At 57.5% G+C, this 15,427-nt stretch carries 21 protein-coding genes; 10 read left to right on the forward strand and 11 right to left on the reverse strand.

The window, feature by feature from the left end; translation table 11 throughout:
- Positions 1–132 precede the first annotated feature (132 nt).
- The 11 genes from K3762_RS15185 to K3762_RS15240 all read right to left on the reverse strand — a co-directional run bounded on the left by K3762_RS15185 (position 133) and on the right by K3762_RS15240 (position 7,551).
- Positions 133–648: a TlpA disulfide reductase family protein gene (locus tag K3762_RS15185; protein ID WP_093743405.1), complete on the reverse strand. Its 516-nt coding sequence runs from the start codon at positions 646–648 to the stop codon at positions 133–135.
- Positions 645–1,223, reverse strand: coding sequence for a DsbE family thiol:disulfide interchange protein (locus K3762_RS15190; protein ID WP_260010362.1), 579 nt, complete (start codon positions 1,221–1,223; stop codon positions 645–647). The genes K3762_RS15185 and K3762_RS15190 overlap by 4 nt, the downstream gene beginning before the upstream one ends.
- On the reverse strand, positions 1,220–1,696 hold the full coding sequence (locus K3762_RS15195; RefSeq protein WP_093743403.1) for a cytochrome c: 477 nt from the start codon (positions 1,694–1,696) through the stop codon (positions 1,220–1,222). The genes K3762_RS15190 and K3762_RS15195 overlap by 4 nt, the downstream gene beginning before the upstream one ends.
- On the reverse strand, positions 1,693–1,830 hold the full coding sequence (locus tag K3762_RS15200) for a hypothetical protein (protein WP_162931771.1): 138 nt from the start codon (positions 1,828–1,830) through the stop codon (positions 1,693–1,695). The genes K3762_RS15195 and K3762_RS15200 overlap by 4 nt, the downstream gene beginning before the upstream one ends.
- Positions 1,831–1,846: 16 nt before the next feature.
- On the reverse strand, positions 1,847–2,341 hold the full coding sequence (locus K3762_RS15205; RefSeq protein WP_093743402.1) for a DUF411 domain-containing protein: 495 nt from the start codon (positions 2,339–2,341) through the stop codon (positions 1,847–1,849).
- Positions 2,338–3,285 (reverse strand): exo-alpha-sialidase, encoded by a 948-nt coding sequence (locus K3762_RS15210; protein ID WP_244153696.1) that lies wholly within the window; start codon positions 3,283–3,285, stop codon positions 2,338–2,340. Before K3762_RS15210 ends, K3762_RS15205 begins: the two co-directional genes overlap by 4 nt.
- A 580-nt stretch (positions 3,286–3,865) precedes the next feature.
- Positions 3,866–4,813 (reverse strand): cation diffusion facilitator family transporter, encoded by a 948-nt coding sequence (locus tag K3762_RS15215; protein WP_093743401.1) that lies wholly within the window; start codon positions 4,811–4,813, stop codon positions 3,866–3,868.
- Positions 4,814–4,932: 119 nt separating this feature from the next.
- Positions 4,933–5,367: a CBS domain-containing protein gene (locus K3762_RS15220; protein WP_093743400.1), complete on the reverse strand. Its 435-nt coding sequence runs from the start codon at positions 5,365–5,367 to the stop codon at positions 4,933–4,935.
- Positions 5,368–5,463: 96 nt separating this feature from the next.
- Positions 5,464–5,931 (reverse strand): DUF411 domain-containing protein, encoded by a 468-nt coding sequence (locus tag K3762_RS15225; RefSeq protein WP_093743399.1) that lies wholly within the window; start codon positions 5,929–5,931, stop codon positions 5,464–5,466.
- Positions 5,932–6,085: 154 nt separating this feature from the next.
- The gene (locus K3762_RS15230) at positions 6,086–6,685 is read right to left on the reverse strand and encodes a cation transporter (protein ID WP_093743398.1); all 600 of its coding nucleotides are present in this window, start codon (positions 6,683–6,685) and stop codon (positions 6,086–6,088) included.
- A gap of 437 nt (positions 6,686–7,122) precedes the next feature.
- Positions 7,123–7,551 (reverse strand): helix-turn-helix domain-containing protein, encoded by a 429-nt coding sequence (locus K3762_RS15240; protein ID WP_067263750.1) that lies wholly within the window; start codon positions 7,549–7,551, stop codon positions 7,123–7,125.
- A gap of 214 nt (positions 7,552–7,765) precedes the next feature.
- Between K3762_RS15240 and K3762_RS15245 the strand changes: the two genes are divergently transcribed.
- The 10 genes from K3762_RS15245 to lnt are packed head-to-tail and all read left to right on the forward strand — an operon-like array spanning position 7,766 to position 15,206.
- Complete coding sequence (locus K3762_RS15245) at positions 7,766–8,332, forward strand: SCO family protein (RefSeq protein WP_260012833.1); 567 nt, start codon at positions 7,766–7,768, stop codon at positions 8,330–8,332.
- A gap of 5 nt (positions 8,333–8,337) precedes the next feature.
- Positions 8,338–8,754 carry a disulfide bond formation protein B gene (locus tag K3762_RS15250; protein ID WP_260010368.1) on the forward strand — a complete coding sequence of 139 codons (417 nt, stop codon included), beginning with the start codon at positions 8,338–8,340 and terminating at the stop codon, positions 8,752–8,754.
- Positions 8,755–8,756: 2 nt separating this feature from the next.
- On the forward strand, positions 8,757–9,416 hold the full coding sequence (locus K3762_RS15255) for a thioredoxin domain-containing protein (RefSeq protein ID WP_067263745.1): 660 nt from the start codon (positions 8,757–8,759) through the stop codon (positions 9,414–9,416).
- Positions 9,417–9,444: 28 nt separating this feature from the next.
- Complete coding sequence (locus tag K3762_RS15260; protein WP_260010370.1) at positions 9,445–9,912, forward strand: copper chaperone PCu(A)C; 468 nt, start codon at positions 9,445–9,447, stop codon at positions 9,910–9,912.
- Positions 9,912–10,529 carry an SCO family protein gene (locus K3762_RS15265; RefSeq protein WP_120351836.1) on the forward strand — a complete coding sequence of 206 codons (618 nt, stop codon included), beginning with the start codon at positions 9,912–9,914 and terminating at the stop codon, positions 10,527–10,529. The genes K3762_RS15260 and K3762_RS15265 overlap by 1 nt, the downstream gene beginning before the upstream one ends.
- Positions 10,526–11,893, forward strand: a complete 1,368-nt coding sequence (locus K3762_RS15270) for a M23 family metallopeptidase (protein WP_260010372.1) — start codon at positions 10,526–10,528, stop codon at positions 11,891–11,893. Before K3762_RS15265 ends, K3762_RS15270 begins: the two co-directional genes overlap by 4 nt.
- 3 nt (positions 11,894–11,896) lie before the next feature.
- A complete protein-coding gene (locus K3762_RS15275; RefSeq protein ID WP_260010374.1) occupies positions 11,897–12,355 on the forward strand; it encodes a DUF411 domain-containing protein in 459 nt (152 codons plus the stop codon).
- A 22-nt stretch (positions 12,356–12,377) separates the two neighbouring features.
- Complete coding sequence (locus K3762_RS15280; protein ID WP_067264372.1) at positions 12,378–13,160, forward strand: ZIP family metal transporter; 783 nt, start codon at positions 12,378–12,380, stop codon at positions 13,158–13,160.
- Positions 13,144–13,638, forward strand: coding sequence for a signal peptidase II (lspA, locus tag K3762_RS15285; RefSeq protein ID WP_394421859.1), 495 nt, complete (start codon positions 13,144–13,146; stop codon positions 13,636–13,638). The genes K3762_RS15280 and lspA overlap by 17 nt, the downstream gene beginning before the upstream one ends.
- Entirely contained in the window at positions 13,635–15,206 is a 1,572-nt protein-coding gene (gene lnt, locus K3762_RS15290; RefSeq protein ID WP_260010378.1) for an apolipoprotein N-acyltransferase, read from the forward strand. The genes lspA and lnt overlap by 4 nt, the downstream gene beginning before the upstream one ends.
- Positions 15,207–15,427 lie beyond the last annotated feature (221 nt).

Raw genomic sequence — 15,427 nt, forward strand, 5'->3', positions numbered from 1 at the left:
GCCAGTCCCAGTTGAGCGCAGCGCCGCCACTGATAGCGGCAAAGCCAGTCAGCATGAGGGTCTGTCGCCGCGAAGGCACGGGGATCGCACTTGCTGACCTATCGTTGTTTGAAATTTGGGTCACTGTTGGGTTCATCCTTTTGAAACGACGTGCTTGATTTGAGAGATTACCGCCGGGCTGTCCCAATCGGCCGGTCCCACTTTGCGGGCGACTTCGCGGCCTTCGGCGCTAACAAGAAGTGTCGTCGGTAAGCCGACCACGCCAAGAGCCATCATCGCCCTCAATTGATCCGAGGCGTAGAGAGCAAGATGCTGAATGCCGATGTCGGAATAGAATGCGCGGACGGTGTCGAAACCACCCCGGTCGATCGACAAGGCGAGCACATGAAACTCTGGCCCGCCAAGCTTTGCCTGTAGTCTGTCGAGGGTTGGCATCTCATCACGACAAGGGGCGCACCATGTCGCCCAGATGTTAAGCAACACCGTGCGTCCCCGGAAATCTGCCAAAGTCAGGTCCCGGCCCCTCCCGTCGGTGATCGGCGGCGAGAGCATTGGTAAGGGCGCGTTGTGCTCGGCCATGACCGGACGCGCCGCAGCCGGCGTGGCCCCGAGCGCCAGTGCGCCGCCAAGAAAACCGCGCCGCTTCATGCCCCCTGCTCCTGTTGCAAACGCCGCACCACTGGAAGAATATCGTTTTCCAGAGAGTGCCGGTTGAAGGGGCCAACATGTTTGTAAGCAATGCGCCCTTTTGAATCGATCACAAAGGTTTCCGGCACTCCGCAAACGCCCCAGTCAATAGAGGCCCGGCCAGAGCTATCCGCACCGATCCGGTCATAGGGATCGCCGAGTTCTGCGAGAAACCTGCGTGCAGCGGCTGGCTTGTCCTTTAGATTGATGCCGTGGATTGACACGCTGCCGGTCTGAGAAAGCTCCACCAGCAGCGGCATCTCGACCCGGCATGGCACGCACCAGGAGGCCCAGACATTTACGAGTGAAACTTCGCCGCGGAGATCTGATGTCGACAAGCCGTTTTCGCGTCCTTCGATTGGAGGCAAATCAAACTCTGGGATGTCCCGGCCGATCATGGTGCTCGGAAGGCTGTCTTCATTGTTAAACAGTCCCCATAGGAAAGCCGCCGCGATGGCCGCGAAGACCGCCGCAGGAAGCGCGGCGATCAGAAGGGACCATCGCCACTTGGGCGCAGCTTGATCCTGGTTGCTCATGATCCTTCCTCGTTCTTCGAGGTGATCTCGGCCTGATAATTGCGTTCACGCTCGGGCCATGTGCTCTTGATATAGCCAAGGATCGCTGTGATTTCCGCGTCACTCAGAATGCCCTCGAACACGGGCATGTCGCTTTCATAACCCGGCACGACCGAGGCCAGCCCGTTCTTGGTAATGTCGAAAAGCTGCTGATCGGCATGGTGCCATGTATGGCCCGTTTCATCATGCGGCGGCGCGGGCATGCGACCATTGTCGAGCCGCCTGCGCCAGTCCGGTTGGCCCTCGAGGTCTGCGCCGTGGCAGGAGGCACAGTTCTCCGCATAGAGGTCAGCGCCCTGATCGAGCATTTCCGCATCCACAGGCACGCCAAGCACGGTGAGCGCCGGGGGGGCGTCTTCCTTCCCCCCGGCCCAGACAGCAACCGCAGCGGCGCCCGTGATGCCAACCACAGCGGCTACGATCAACGCTCTCATGCCGAGCGCCTCAGGTATTTGACCAGAGCCAACACGCCCAGAACCAGCACCGCCAGCACCAAAAGGAACAACAGGCCGCAGCCGATCATCATTCCGGCCGACATCGGCCCATTCATCATAGATCCGTTCATCATTTCCATCATTCCATCCTCACTCATTTGAATACACGGCCACGCCGTCCTCGCCGAAGGCATAGGTCTTGAGGGTGCCACTCTTGCCCGCCATGCCGGGTGCGTTGCTGGGCATACCCGGCAGCGTAATGCCGGTGATCTCGGGGCGTTCAGACGTTAGGCGTTGAATGACCTCCACAGGGACCAGACCACTGATGTAATAGCCATCGACCTCAGCGAGGTGGCAACCGAGCCCCTGTTCTGGCACGCCAACTTCGACAGAACGCTTGTCAAAATCGCGGTCGTCAATGCGGGTGACATGATAACCGTTTTCTTCTGCATAATCGGCATAGGCGTCACAGCAGCCACAGGACGGATCGCGCCAAATGGTCATCTGGCGGTCAGCCGGAACGGTGATCGCAGCGGTATCCGTGTCAGGCGCTCTGTCGCTTTCGGCCATGCCGAAGGTGGCAAAACCAATGATGCCGGCGGCTGTGATTGCGGCAACCGTGCCGAGGGTGAATTTACTGTTCAATTTTTGTCTCCTTCAAAGATGTCGAGAGTGTCGAACGTCAGGCCGCCATCGCGGCTGACAGAAAGATTGCCGTCGCGAACGACGGTCAGACGCTGAGGATCGGCAGGATCGACAGCCAGTGCGTCGATTTTTCCATCAGCAACCAGCGACCAATTCACCCCTGCGTCTGCCGAAGTCCAAAGGCCACTGTCGAGGCCCACGTAGAGTTGCTCCGGTGCTTTGGGCGAGAGCGCGAGATGTGGGACAGGCTGCCCTACAGGCAGCGGTGTCGTGGGCGGCAGCGCTTTACCCTCGACCAGAGCATCCATGGCATTACCCGCCGTCACATCCTGCCAGCGACAAAAGCAATCGGGCACGCGGGTTAGTCCTGCCTCAGTTCCGGCATATAGCCAGATGCCGCCCATGCCAGTCGGATTTCCCACAGAAACGAGCGTGAGCACCTCCTGCTCGGCTCCGTTCAGATAGGGCCGGTCCATCACGAACTCCCAGCTTTCCCCGGCGTCTTCGCTGCGCCAGAGCCCGTCACCCGCAAGCGCAGCATAGGCCAAACCTGGCTCAAGGGCCGCTTGGGTCAGAGCAGTAACCCGGACTGGAGGCAAACCTGCACCTGCGTTGGTCCACGTGCGCCCGCCGTCGCGGCTGCGCAAGAGACCGGTTGGCTCGACCGCCGCAAAGAGACTGCCCGAAGCCTCGGGGTGGCTGGCGATCGCGGTGACTGTGTGATCAAGTGGCCGTTCGCTTATTTGATTTGCGGTGGAGACGCGCCAGAGAGCATGCTCAGACGCGACGATCAATGAGTTGCCGTCGTATCCGAGGGCCCGGATCGAAGCCCCCTGAGTGGTTGCATATGACACATGAGGTAGGGTCAGCGCCGCACCCATGGCAGCGAGTCCGCTGGACAGCATGCGTCTACGCGAAATATCGCGCGATTGATAAAGTGACATGAAGGTCGTTCCCGAAAGTGACGGATAAGGTCGATCGCTTTGCTGCCGCTTGGCAGCAGACAACGCGAGACCGGGCCGTCACCCTTCGGTGCGGCCGGTCAACTCAGGAAGGTGGTTCTTGGTGGGAAAGGATCAGACCCGGGATTAAGCCCGGCAAGGCTGAGATCCGCTGGCGCAGGCATGAAGAAGCGCTGAACGCTCTCTATGGATGACTGATGCATCTGCGAATAAACAAATACGGGAGCTGTGCAATCTATGTCGCAGACAACCTCGCTTTGCTCCCCTGGCAAACAAGCTGCGCAGGCTTCGCCCTGATCACTTGTCGAGGATACGGTCATGCCGGACATCTCTATCGACATATTCGCCGCCGCCAGATCATGCGCCAACGCACCCGTTAGGAGAACGAGTGATAGGCAGAACGTGGCAAGGCGAAGCAAAATGCGCATGATGGTGATATAGGAGCACGTTGTTGAAATGTCGATCCTTGGTCGAAAAGGAAAGCGGAAGAATGGCGGAATGCGCTCATATGGGCGGGACGTTGCTCAAGGCGGCGCGCAGCCTTCGCGAGTTCGGCTGCCGCTCAATCTGTGCCGGTTCCTTCGCCTTTACTCTTTCGCCGATCCGCATGACCGAACAGTGATGCATTCTCATGCGCATTGCCGAGGGTTTCAAACTCAAGGCTTGAATGGGTGATGCCAAAGTCGTCTGCCAATATTCCTTTGAGGGTATCTTTTGCAGACTCAAGGTCCTCGAGACCTGTTCCCTCCAAAACCACATGACAATCGAGTGCGACCTCATGTTCCTGCATTTGCCATAGGTGAACGTGATGCACATCGCGCACACCCTCGACGTTCGTCATCGCTTCAACCACCGCACCCGCATCCATGTCAGGCGGGCTGCCCAGCATCAGCATACGTATAGGATCGCCGATCTCAGTTAGAGCGAGGTATAGGATATAAAGGGCAATGCCGATGGTGATGGCCGGATCAACCCACCGAAGATCGTAAAGGATGATCAGGATGCCGCCGATGATTACGGCAACTGAAGCCAAAGCATCCGATAAATTGTGCAGGAACAGCGCTCTGATGTTCACGCTGCCCTTTTGCATTGAGTAGGTCAGCAGCGCCGTAAGAGTGTCGACTACAAGCGCGACCCCGCCCAAAATCACGACAGTCCAACCCGCCACTTGCGGCGGGTCAATCATGCGCATCCCGCCTTCATAGATCAGGTAAAGCCCGACAAGGATAAGCGTGGTGTAGTTGATCAGGGCGGCAACGACTTCGATCCGGCCATAGCCGAAGGTCATGCGTTCATCCGCTGGACGTCGCGCGATTTTTCGGGCGACAAAGGCGATGACCAATGAGGCCATGTCAGAAAAGTTATGCAGCGCATCAGCAATAAGCGCCAACGAACCGGCGAAAATCCCGCCAACGATCTGTGCCGCCGTAAGCAGCGCGTTCGCCCAAATCGCAATGGATACCCTGCGGTCACCACTCTCGGGATCTATATGAGCGTGATCGTGAGCCATCGGCCGCGCCTCTTTCTGTTAGTTCGATCAGAACGCGGTCCTACACCGCGTTCTGATCATTTCCATTGGCAAAAAACTGAAAGCCCTTATCCGGATGAACCGTTGGGCTCATTACGTTGTCAGCAGCAGCCCGATTTCTTCTTGGGTTGCGAAACTTCTTCCACCAACTCTGCGGTCTCCGCTTCACCGGCCTCCCGGGCGACATCCGCTTGGGCGACGACGCCACAGCATTTACCGCTTTCGTCGGTGACCACGCTACGCAGAACCTGTTTTTCTTCCATCTTGTTGCAACAGCTCTCAACGTCGTCGTCAGCAGAGACTGTCAGAAGGTCGTTCGACATGACTTCTGAAACCGGTGTTTCAACCGTCTTGCGCTGCGCAACGGCACCACAGCAGATATCGCGGTCCGTCACGATGCCAACGGGCTCACCGGCGTCATTGAGCACCGGAATGGAGCCGACAGACTTTTCAGCCATAAGGGCAGCGGCTTCCTGAATCGAAGTATCGGGGTCGCAGCAGGTGGGATTGCTCGTCATGATGTCCTGAACTTGCATGATCTTGCTCCTTGCTTTGGTTGACACAGTGCAAACCAAAAGATGGACACTGAGGTTCCTGTCACCATACTTTGCAGCAAGTTTCAGCGCAGTGCCCTATGCAGCGTCGTAATGCGAAAACACTTTTGTGCTGCCGTCCCTAAAGATTAGAAAGACCTCATAGGCTTCGCGTTCATCTTCTGACCCCATACCTGGTGAGCCATAGGGCATCCCCGGCACGGCAAGGCCGATGGCATCTGGACGCTCGGCCAGCAGTTTGCGGATGTCGGCGGGCGGAACGTGACCTTCGATCATATAGCCTTCAATCTCGCCGGTGTGACACGAGGTCATGTTCTGCGGGATGCCGCTGTCCAACTTGTGCCGGATCAACAGCGTCCCAAAGCTGCGTTCAGTTGTTACGGCAAAACCGTTTTTTTCCAAGATGTCGATCCAAGCCGAACAGCACCCGCAATTGGGATCTTTCATCACGTGGATGGTAGGCTTTTCTTCAGCCCAAACTGCGAATGGCGCAGCGACGAATGAGCTCGCGGAACAGGCCAGAAGGCGGCGGCGTGTGAGGGTCATGTGAAATCCTTCCAAGGTTTTTCCTAAATCGGACAGGATAAGAGCGAATTACAGTCGTTCGCTTGATCAGATAGACAGCGTAGAAAGGCCAGAAGAAAAACAATCACAGCGCGCTAAACTGTCATTACCCCTCCGGTCAAGCCCACGTCCCTACCTAATCGTCATGGCAAACAGCCTTATGATGTTCACCATGTGCGTCTTTCAGTATTCCGACACCGCCCCAAGCAGCAATGCCAGCAACAATAACGCCAACAATAAGGTCGGGCCAATTCGCTCCAAGCCAAGCCACGAGTAAGCCTGCGGCAACAATGCCGAGATTGGCGGCGAAATCGTTCCAGCTGAATGTGTTCGCCGCGCGGATGTTCACATCTGGATCGCGAATACGTGCCAACAGCCAAACGCAGAGCGCGTTAATGCCCGCCGCGACCAGTGCCATGATGATCATGATTATGCCAAGAGGATCCGATCCGCCAACGTAGCGACGCCAAGCATCATAAAGGATGCCGACGGCGAAAAGGATCAGCAGGCCGCCCGAAACATTCGCCGCTCCACGCTTCCACTTCGCGGATCGGGACAAGGCAAAGAGACTGATCCCGTAGACAAAACTATCTGATAAATTGTCGAGACCATTGGCGATAAGGGCGGTTGAATCGCCAAATGCGCCCGAGATAAAGAAGGCGATAGCCAACCCGATGTTCAGCCCCAGAACGATCCAGAGTGTGCGTCTTTCCGATGCATTCTTCTGCTCTACCATGCGCTATTCTTAATCCCAGAACTTGCAGAATTGCAAACTCAAACGACGAGCTATTATTCCGGAGTTCTTTCGTCTTTCTGGAATGAATCAAAGTAAGTTGAACCAGATTTCGCTTGAGCCGAACGGGCCCATTTCTTAGTATTCATGCGGTGCGGCTGTTGCCCCTAGCAAACAAATAACGGTCCCGAGCAGTTCCCGGCTGTCAGGCCTACTTTTGCCCACCACATCCACACAACCGAGGCCGCTATATGGACGCCACCATAAGCTGTAAATGTGTGTCCCGCGGCGACAGCTTCCACCTGCGCCTAGAGCCATCCGAACAAGGCTAGGACAGCAGCAGTGCCAGGCGAAACCCAAAGTGCCAACAGGCCTAGATAGCGAAACACCCTGCGATTTCGGCAAGCGCCGCGATCGGATAGACAAACGCAACGGGCATCTTAGCCGCCGATCTCTTCATGGTTTGTCAGGCATTCGGAGTGGTCTCTCAACACCTCTAACACACGGCAGTCAGCGGTCTGCCCGCCACTGCACTCATGCACCATACGTTTCAATTCCGTGCGCAGCGCCTCCAGGCGAGCCAGTCGATGCTCAACTTGCTTAAGCTGCCGGCGGGCAATCGCATCGGCCTCCGCGCAAGATTTTCCCGGGTGATCGCTGAGGTCGAGCAGTTCGCGGATCGCATCCAACGAGAACCCCAGTTGCCGCGCGTGCCGGACGAACGACAGGCGGTCAAGCTCGGCATCACCATATCGTCGCTGGCCGCCTTCAGTTCTGCCGGGTTCTGGCATGAGCCCGATCTGCTCATAATACCGGACTGTCTGCACTTTTGTACCAGTCTTTTTTGCAAGCGTCCCAATGGTCAACATTTCAGGCTCTCCACATTAGCTACAGAGGGTGTAGCTTTAAGTGGCAGACATCACAAGATTCACCACCTCCTCACAGGTCCGTGATTGCCAGCCAATTAGCGACAATCGCGCTTGAACCTACAGCTGCTAGAAGTTGTAGACACCTCCAAAATATAGAATCAAGTTCGGGCGTAGCGGTGTGAGGCTTCCAGGTTTTCAGAAGGTATCGAAGGTGTTGGCGGGCGTGGCGGCGTTCGTTCTCATGTGGCTGTTGCTGTGGTTGGACTACCGTGCCGACCTTGCCCGCACAGAGAGTGAACCACCGTTTTTTGCTGATTTCGAACTGACCGATCATCGCGGGATGGTCCAAACGGAGGAAGATTTCAAAGGTCGCTGGATGTTGGTCTTCTTCGGCTTCACCAATTGCCCCGACGTCTGTCCGACAACACTGTCCGAAGTCGCGGCCGTGATGGAGGGTCTGGGCGATGAGGCGGCAATGGTTCAGCCGATTTTCATAACGATCGATCCTGAGCGAGATACGCCGACGGCTTTAGCAGAGTACGTGCCCGTGTTCGACGCAAGAATCATCGGGCTGACCGGCACGCCGGAGCAGATCGCCGCAACATCCGAGACTTTCCCAATTTTCTTTGAGCGGATCGAGGAGGCTACTGCGCCGCGTGGATACACGATGGGTCACACGTCGCACCTTTTCCTTTTCGACAAACAGGCAGGCTTCGCGGATTCCTGGCCCTATGGCACGCCCGCCGAAGAGATCCTCGCCGATCTGAAAGAGAGGATCTGATCGTCATGCCCCGACTCTCCGGAGAAACAGCCCTTGGCCTAGCGTGGATCATTGCGCTTATCTCATCGCTTGCCGTGCTCTTTATTGGCGAGGTGCTTGGTCAAACGCCTTGCATCCTTTGCTGGTTCCAGCGCGCCTTCATGTTCCCCTTGGCCATCGTTCTTGGGCTCGGGTTGTGGTGGCAGGATTCCCGCGTGGGGCGCTATGGCGTTGCACTGGCGCTTGGGGGGGCGGCGGTGGCGATGTATCACATCGGCCTCTATGTCGGTCTGATCCCCGAGGCGATCCAGCCCTGCACGGCGACTGGCCCCTCTTGTACCGACGACAACCAGTTGGTCTCCGGGATTCCGATTCCGCTGATGGCGCTTGTCGCCTTCACGATTATCGGGGTGCTGTCGGCCCTTTCACTGAAGGAAAAATAAACATGAATCGACGCGGCCTCGTTCTATCCGTTCTGGCTGTTGGTGCCGCAGGTTTTGGCGGCGCGGCTTGGTATGCCACCCGCCCCCAACCCATGGCAGAGGCAGTCCCTGTCGCGCCAGAAGTGAACGATGTGCTGATCCGGTCCTATTCCCCGATCCTTGGCCCCGAAACGGCACCTGTCACGATTGTCGAGTTTTTCGATCCAGCTTGCGAGGCCTGCCGCGCCTTTTATCCCGTGGTCAAGGATATCATGACTGAGCACGGTGGTGCGGTCCGTGTCGTCATTCGATATACTGCCTTTCACGGGAAAGCTTCAGTGGAAGCGATCCGTGTTCTCGAAGCTGCGCGGATGCAGGATGTGTTCGAACCCGTGCTGGAAGCGGTCCTGCGCGAGCAGCCACGATGGGCGTCCCATGGCACTCCAGCACCGGGTTTGATCCTTGAGATTGCCGCAAGCGGTGGTCTGGATGTCGAAGCTGCTCGAACACAGATGCTGGCCCCCGGTGTCGTGGCAGTGCTCAATCAGGACCGCGCTGATGTCGAAGCGGTAGGCGTGCGACAAACGCCCACGTTCTTCGTCAACGCCAAGCCATTAGACCCGTTCGGTGAGGCCGAACTGCGGCGACTGGTCGCTGCAGAAATTGCGGTCAGCCAAAGTTGATGCTCGGATAGATAAAGGAGAATCTGTCATGATAGAGCTACCTTATATCAAGGGCTTGACTCTTTTTTTGCTGCTCTCGGGCATATCGACTCCGACATTTGCCGGTTCGGAGGACGTCATCGTAGTAAACGCGTGGTCCCGTGCTTCGATTGGTATAAACCGACCGGGCGCGGCATATTTCACTATACATAACGCAACTGAAGACACAGTCACGCTGACCGGACTTACAACACCACTTGCCACGATGCCCGAGATCCATGAGACGAAAACCAACGCTGCAGGCGTCAGTTCAATGTCACCTGCAGACGACATCACGATTGGGCCGGGCGAAAGCGTGGCATTGGAGCCGGGCGGGCTGCACGCCATGCTCATGAAGCTGCAAGACCCGATGATCGAAGGCGAGACCTTCCCGCTGACACTGACTTTCTCGGACGGTAGCGAAGTGACTGTTGAGGTCCCAATTCTGGGGATCGCCGCGCGCGGGCCGGAAAGCTGATGCAGCGTCGGCAATTGTTCCAATACGGTGCAGGCGCTCTGGCTATGATGCTTGGTATCGGCTGGTGGCGCGTGGATGGTCCCGGCGCTCCGAAACCTACTGGCCAAAGGCCGCTCCCCCTAACGGCGATGGATTTCCGACTGACCGATCACGAAGGCCATGAAGTGGGCCCAGAAACCCTGATCGGACGGCCGACCATGGTGTTCTTCGGGTTCACCTACTGCCCGGATGTCTGCCCCACGACGTTATCGGATATCTCAGGCTGGCTTGAAGATCTCGGAGACGAAGCCGCGCAGATGAACGTGGTCTTCATCACGGTCGACCCGGCGCGTGACACGGTCGAGGCCATGGCCGAATATGTCGGCTATTTTCATCCGGCCATTCGGGGTTGGACCGGGACGGAAAACCAGATTACCCGCGCTACAGAAGGGTTTCGGGCTTCGTATGAGCGCGTCCCGACCGAGGGAGGTGACTACACGATGAACCATACGGCAAGCATATTTCTTTTTGGCGCCAACGGTGAGTTCGTCACCATGATTGACCACCACGAGCCAAGAGAATTCGCAGTACCGAAGATCCGACGTGCGTTGACAGAAGATGTAGAGATCACAACATGAGAATAAGAGTTGCCTCGGTGGCCCTGGTAGGCGCCTTTTCGATGACTGCCATCGCCACCTTAGGGTGGTGGCCCAAAGAACCGGTGCCCCAATCGATTGCCGAAGCAACGCAATGGGCGCCTGCTGCAGTTTTGGAACCGCGACTTGCTGATAGCGTCATGACGGTTCCCAAAACCACACAAGTCGGCGGAGCGCGCAAAATCCTAAACGTCCCTCTCTTGCAGCCTGACGTCACCGAAACCGCCTTGCCAGCAATTGAACCGCCCTTGGTGACTTGGACGCGTCAAATCGCGTCGGGTGAGACGTTGGATGCAGTTTTAGCGAACGCCGGCGTTGCCGCACCCGCCCGTGCGGAGATCGCTCTGGCACTTGGAGTGGAATATGATCTGCGCCGATTGCGCCCAGGCCATGAGATCACCGTGATCTCAAACGCGGACGGCAATCCGAAGCGCGTAGAACTGGCCATTGATGATGGAGTGCGGATCGAAACGGTTTTTGGTGAAGAACTTCTTACGCGCGTATTGGAACCAGACCCTAAAGTGGTGATTTTCGCAAGCGAGGCGGTGGTTGAAAGTTCGATTTCCGCAGCGTTGGACAAGGCAAAGATACCTGCACGCTTCGCGGTCGATCTGGCACAGATGCTGGGCGGCACAATCGATTTTCGACGTGAACTCTCCGGGGGTGAGAGGATGCGTCTCCTTTGGCGTGAGGCGCGAGAAGGAAACAAAAGGATTGGCCAGCCCGAGCTTGCCTTTGCCGCATTGGACCTTGCTGGATCGGTCTATGAGATCGTCTGGCCGGATGACGGCAGCGGTCAAGCGACGATCTATGTGGATGGAGAGGTCCTGCGTGTCTTTGCCCAACCGGTGGAAGGAGCGCGGCTGAGTTCCGTCTTCGGCCGTCGCACGCACCCGGTCTATGGGAATGTACGCATGCACACCGGCGTCGACTTTGCTGCGGCCCGCGGTACGCCTGTAAAAGCAACGGCGCCTGGACGCGTGAGCTTCATCGGACGTCGTGGTGGATATGGCCGGGTGGTGGAGATATCGCATGGTTCCGACACCCTGACACGATACGCACATCTCAGCGAGGTGCCGGACACACTCGAACAAGGGCAGCGCGTAACGGCCGGAGACATAATCGGTCGCGTCGGTGCGACCGGCACCGCGACCGGCCCAAATCTGCATTATGAGGTTCTGGTCGATGGTCGCCCGACGGATCCTCTCTCAGACGACCGACTGGTAGAGGCGGCCGACCGGGATGCGGTTGGCACGGCTGCACTTGAGCGATTGGCTGAGGCTCGCTCGCTACTGGCCGAGAGGCTCACCAGCGAATTTGTGCAGACAACAACCGAAAGGCTTTAATCCATGAAACGACTGGCTCCCGCTCTTGCAGTCACGCTGGCCTTGTTTTCCGCGGCGCAAGCTGTCGCCGATGCGATCCAGATTGATGTCCGGAAGACAAACGGCTGCGGCTGTTGTCTGTCCTGGATGAAGCACCTTGAGGAAAGCGGATTCGCGCCGATAGGCGAGGACATGTTCGGGGGATCTCTTGTGCGATTCAAACTCGACACCGGCGTGCCTCAGCGCATGGTATCCTGCCATACGGCTTTGGTCGACGGCTACGTGATCGAAGGTCATGTACCGGCATCAGACATCCAGCGTTTGTTGGATGAGCGTCCAGATGCAGTGGGGGTGGCGGTGCCGGGTATGCCCTATGGCTCCCCGGGCATGGGACCGGAAAATGATCGCGAGGGCTACGATGTCTTTTTGATCCAGGGCGATGGGTCGACCGAAATCCTTAGCAGCTATTTGGCCGCTGACTGACGTATCGGCGGGAACTCAGCGCTTGGAACCCTTGTCCCCAATAACTCTCGGCTTTCTTGGAAGCCTTGCCGCCGGATCGCTGACAGCGGTCGGGGCGACCCCCGTTCTCTTTGGACGCGTCCCCTCCCGTGCCACGCGCGATTTGCTGCTTGGCTTCGCGGCGGGTGTCATGCTCGCTGCTTCATTCTTTTCGTTGATCATTCCGGCTCTCGACGCAGCCGAAAGACAGTTCGACAACGGTGCTCTCCCGGCAGCCATCGTTTGTGTTGCGATCTTGCTTGGCATGGGGGCGGTCGCTCTGATGAATGAACGACTGCCGCATGAACATTTCAAAACGGGGCGAGAAGGGCCCGCCGCCGCATCTCTGCGCCGCGTCTGGCTCTTCATCATAGCGATCACGATCCACAATTTTCCCGAAGGGCTTGCCGTTGGTGTCGGGTTTGGGGCTGATGGTTTCTCTGGTGGCTTGCCGCTCGCGATTGGCATCGGGCTGCAAAACGCGCCCGAGGGTCTCGCCGTAGCGGTCTCATTGCTTGGTGAGGGGTATTCCAGGCGCCGTGCGTGGGGGGTTGCCGCCCTGACAGGTCTTGTCGAGCCGGTAGGCGGGCTTCTTGGCGCTGGCATCATCGGCATCTCGCAGCCCCTGTTGCCATGGGGCCTCGCCTTCGCCGCCGGGGCGATGCTCTACGTAATCAGCCACGAAATCATTCCCGAAACCCACCGATCCGGCCATCAAAACAGGGCGACTTTCGGTCTCGCGGTCGGCCTCGTGATCATGTTGTTCCTAGATGTATGGCTGGGGTGATGAGATGAAACAGTCCCATTTCCAAGGCTTCATTGCGGCTGGAACTGCTTTTCTTGTCGATCAGGTGACAAAAGCAATCGTCGTCGCTAATGCGACAGATTTGAGCGCCGGAATTCCGGTCTTTCCCAGTTTTAATCTTATTTACTTGCGCAACGATGGCGTGACATTCGGACTGCTTGGTGGAGCACCATGGTGGGGCCTTGCGACCTTGGCCCTAGCCATCTGCGGCGGGTTGACCGTCATGCTGGTACGCACTGACAACCGGGTTGAGGCTATCGCCTATGGTGCGATCATCGGTGGCGCGCTCGGCAACGTCCTCGACCGCATTCGATTTTGGGGTGTGACGGACTTCCTCGATTTCTACGTCGGCTCCACGCATTGGCCCGCCTTCAACATGGCGGATGTGTTCGTGGTCGGTGGCGTGGGGCTGCTGCTCCTAGCACCGTGGTTAGCCGCTAAACTTCACACTGACCCATGATGACGGGTTGGCTGCAATTGACTGGCTGCAGCCGTTGCTTTCCCCTGCGATCAGGGATTAGCTTTATGGCGGGCGGTTTAACGGTTTTAACCCTTCCACCGTTCTCATGGATCATCGCTGTTCCAGTCGCCTTCTCAGCACTCTTTCTCGTGCTCATGCAGGTTTCCACCGCGCGCGCCTTCGTCATCGGCTGGATCTTTGGAATGGGCCAGTTCCTGTTTGGAATTTCCTGGATTGCCGAAAGCTTTTACGTCGATTCCGAACGTTTCGGTGCCCTTGCGATCCCAGCAGTCGCGGGACTGTCCGCCGGACTGGCCATTTTTCCAGCTATTGCGGCGATGTTATTTGCCACCGTAATGCAGCGCCGTGCTGTCGGCGGCATTACGGCAGGTCTTCTGCTTGCAACGTGTTGGGTTGCCGCGGAATGGCTGCGTGGTCATGTCCTGACGGGGTTTCCCTGGAACCTTGCTGCTTATGCCCTTGTCGAACATGCCCCCCTGCGCCAACCCGCCGCATGGGTCGGAAGTTACGGTCTGGGCTTTGTCACGGTATTTATCAGCATATTGCCAGGTGTGTTCATCGCAGCCGCGCCAAACAGCCGCGCAGCTGTTTTGGCGCTCTTTGCCGTCGCGGTGACGGTAATTTGGGGGGGCGGTGTGCTTCGGCTAAATCAGAACGTGCCGCCAACGGACATTGCTTTGCGCATCGTCCAAGGCAATGTGCCGCAAGTCGAGAAGTGGGCGCCGGGCAGCCGCGAACGCACGCTGGAAAAATACCTCGGCTTGTCCGCTCAACCCGGACGCTTCGACCTGCTGCTGTGGCCGGAAACGGCCTTTCCCGGTTTTCTGGACGAAGACGCCTTGGCGCGCAGGCGGTTATCCACGGTTTTGCCAGACGGTAGGATCCTTTTGACAGGTGTGCCTGACCGCGTAGAGAGGGATGGGGGAACCCGATATTTCAACACGGTTCAGGTCTATGACGGCAGCGGCGAAATTCTAACGGGATATGCAAAACATCATCTTGTTCCGTTCGGGGAATATGTGCCCCTGAAAGGTTGGCTGCCGTTCGAGCGTCTGGCCGAAGGTTTGGGTGATTTCACGCCGGGACCAGGGCCACGAACGCTGGCAATTCCGGGCGCGCCTCTGGTTGCGGTGGCAATCTGTTACGAGATCATTTTCCCGGGCCAGGTGGTCGACGATCTTTTTCGTCCCGACTGGATTTTCAACGCCACAAATGACGCCTGGTTCGGCGCCAGCATCGGGCCCGAGCAGCACCTCGCATCCGCGCGCATGCGCGCTGTGGAGGAAGGGCTACCCGTGGTGCGCGCTGCGAACACCGGGATATCCGCAATTATTGATGCTAACGGCGAGATCGTCGCGCGCCTCGACACTGGGCGAACAGACGTCATAAATGAAAGCCTACCGGCAGCGCGTACGGCTACGCCTTACGGACGTTTCGGCGATTGGACATTTCTGTCGCTCATCTGTGCAGCTTGGACGTTGAGATTTGCCTTCGGCTTGGCCAAACAGCGACATAAGTCTGTAAAAACAAACCCAAAGGAACCGTGATGCTAATGTTTGTAGGCTTTATCGGAGGTGCTTTTTGGGGAGGCTATTTAGCCCGGAGCCGCAAAGGGAACTACCTAGACATCCTTCAATATGCGGCAAGCTTCGGCATCGCCCTAGGCCTACTGGGTTTCTTCATCTCAGTGGTTCTCTTACGCATCACTTCCTGACGCGAATTTGGTCTTTGTATCGAATTAAAACTGCCCGCTTCCTAGGGTTGCGTA

It is taken from the genome of Sulfitobacter sp. W074 (genome assembly GCF_025142275.1).
Classification (GTDB): Bacteria; Pseudomonadota; Alphaproteobacteria; order Rhodobacterales; family Rhodobacteraceae; genus Sulfitobacter; species Sulfitobacter profundi.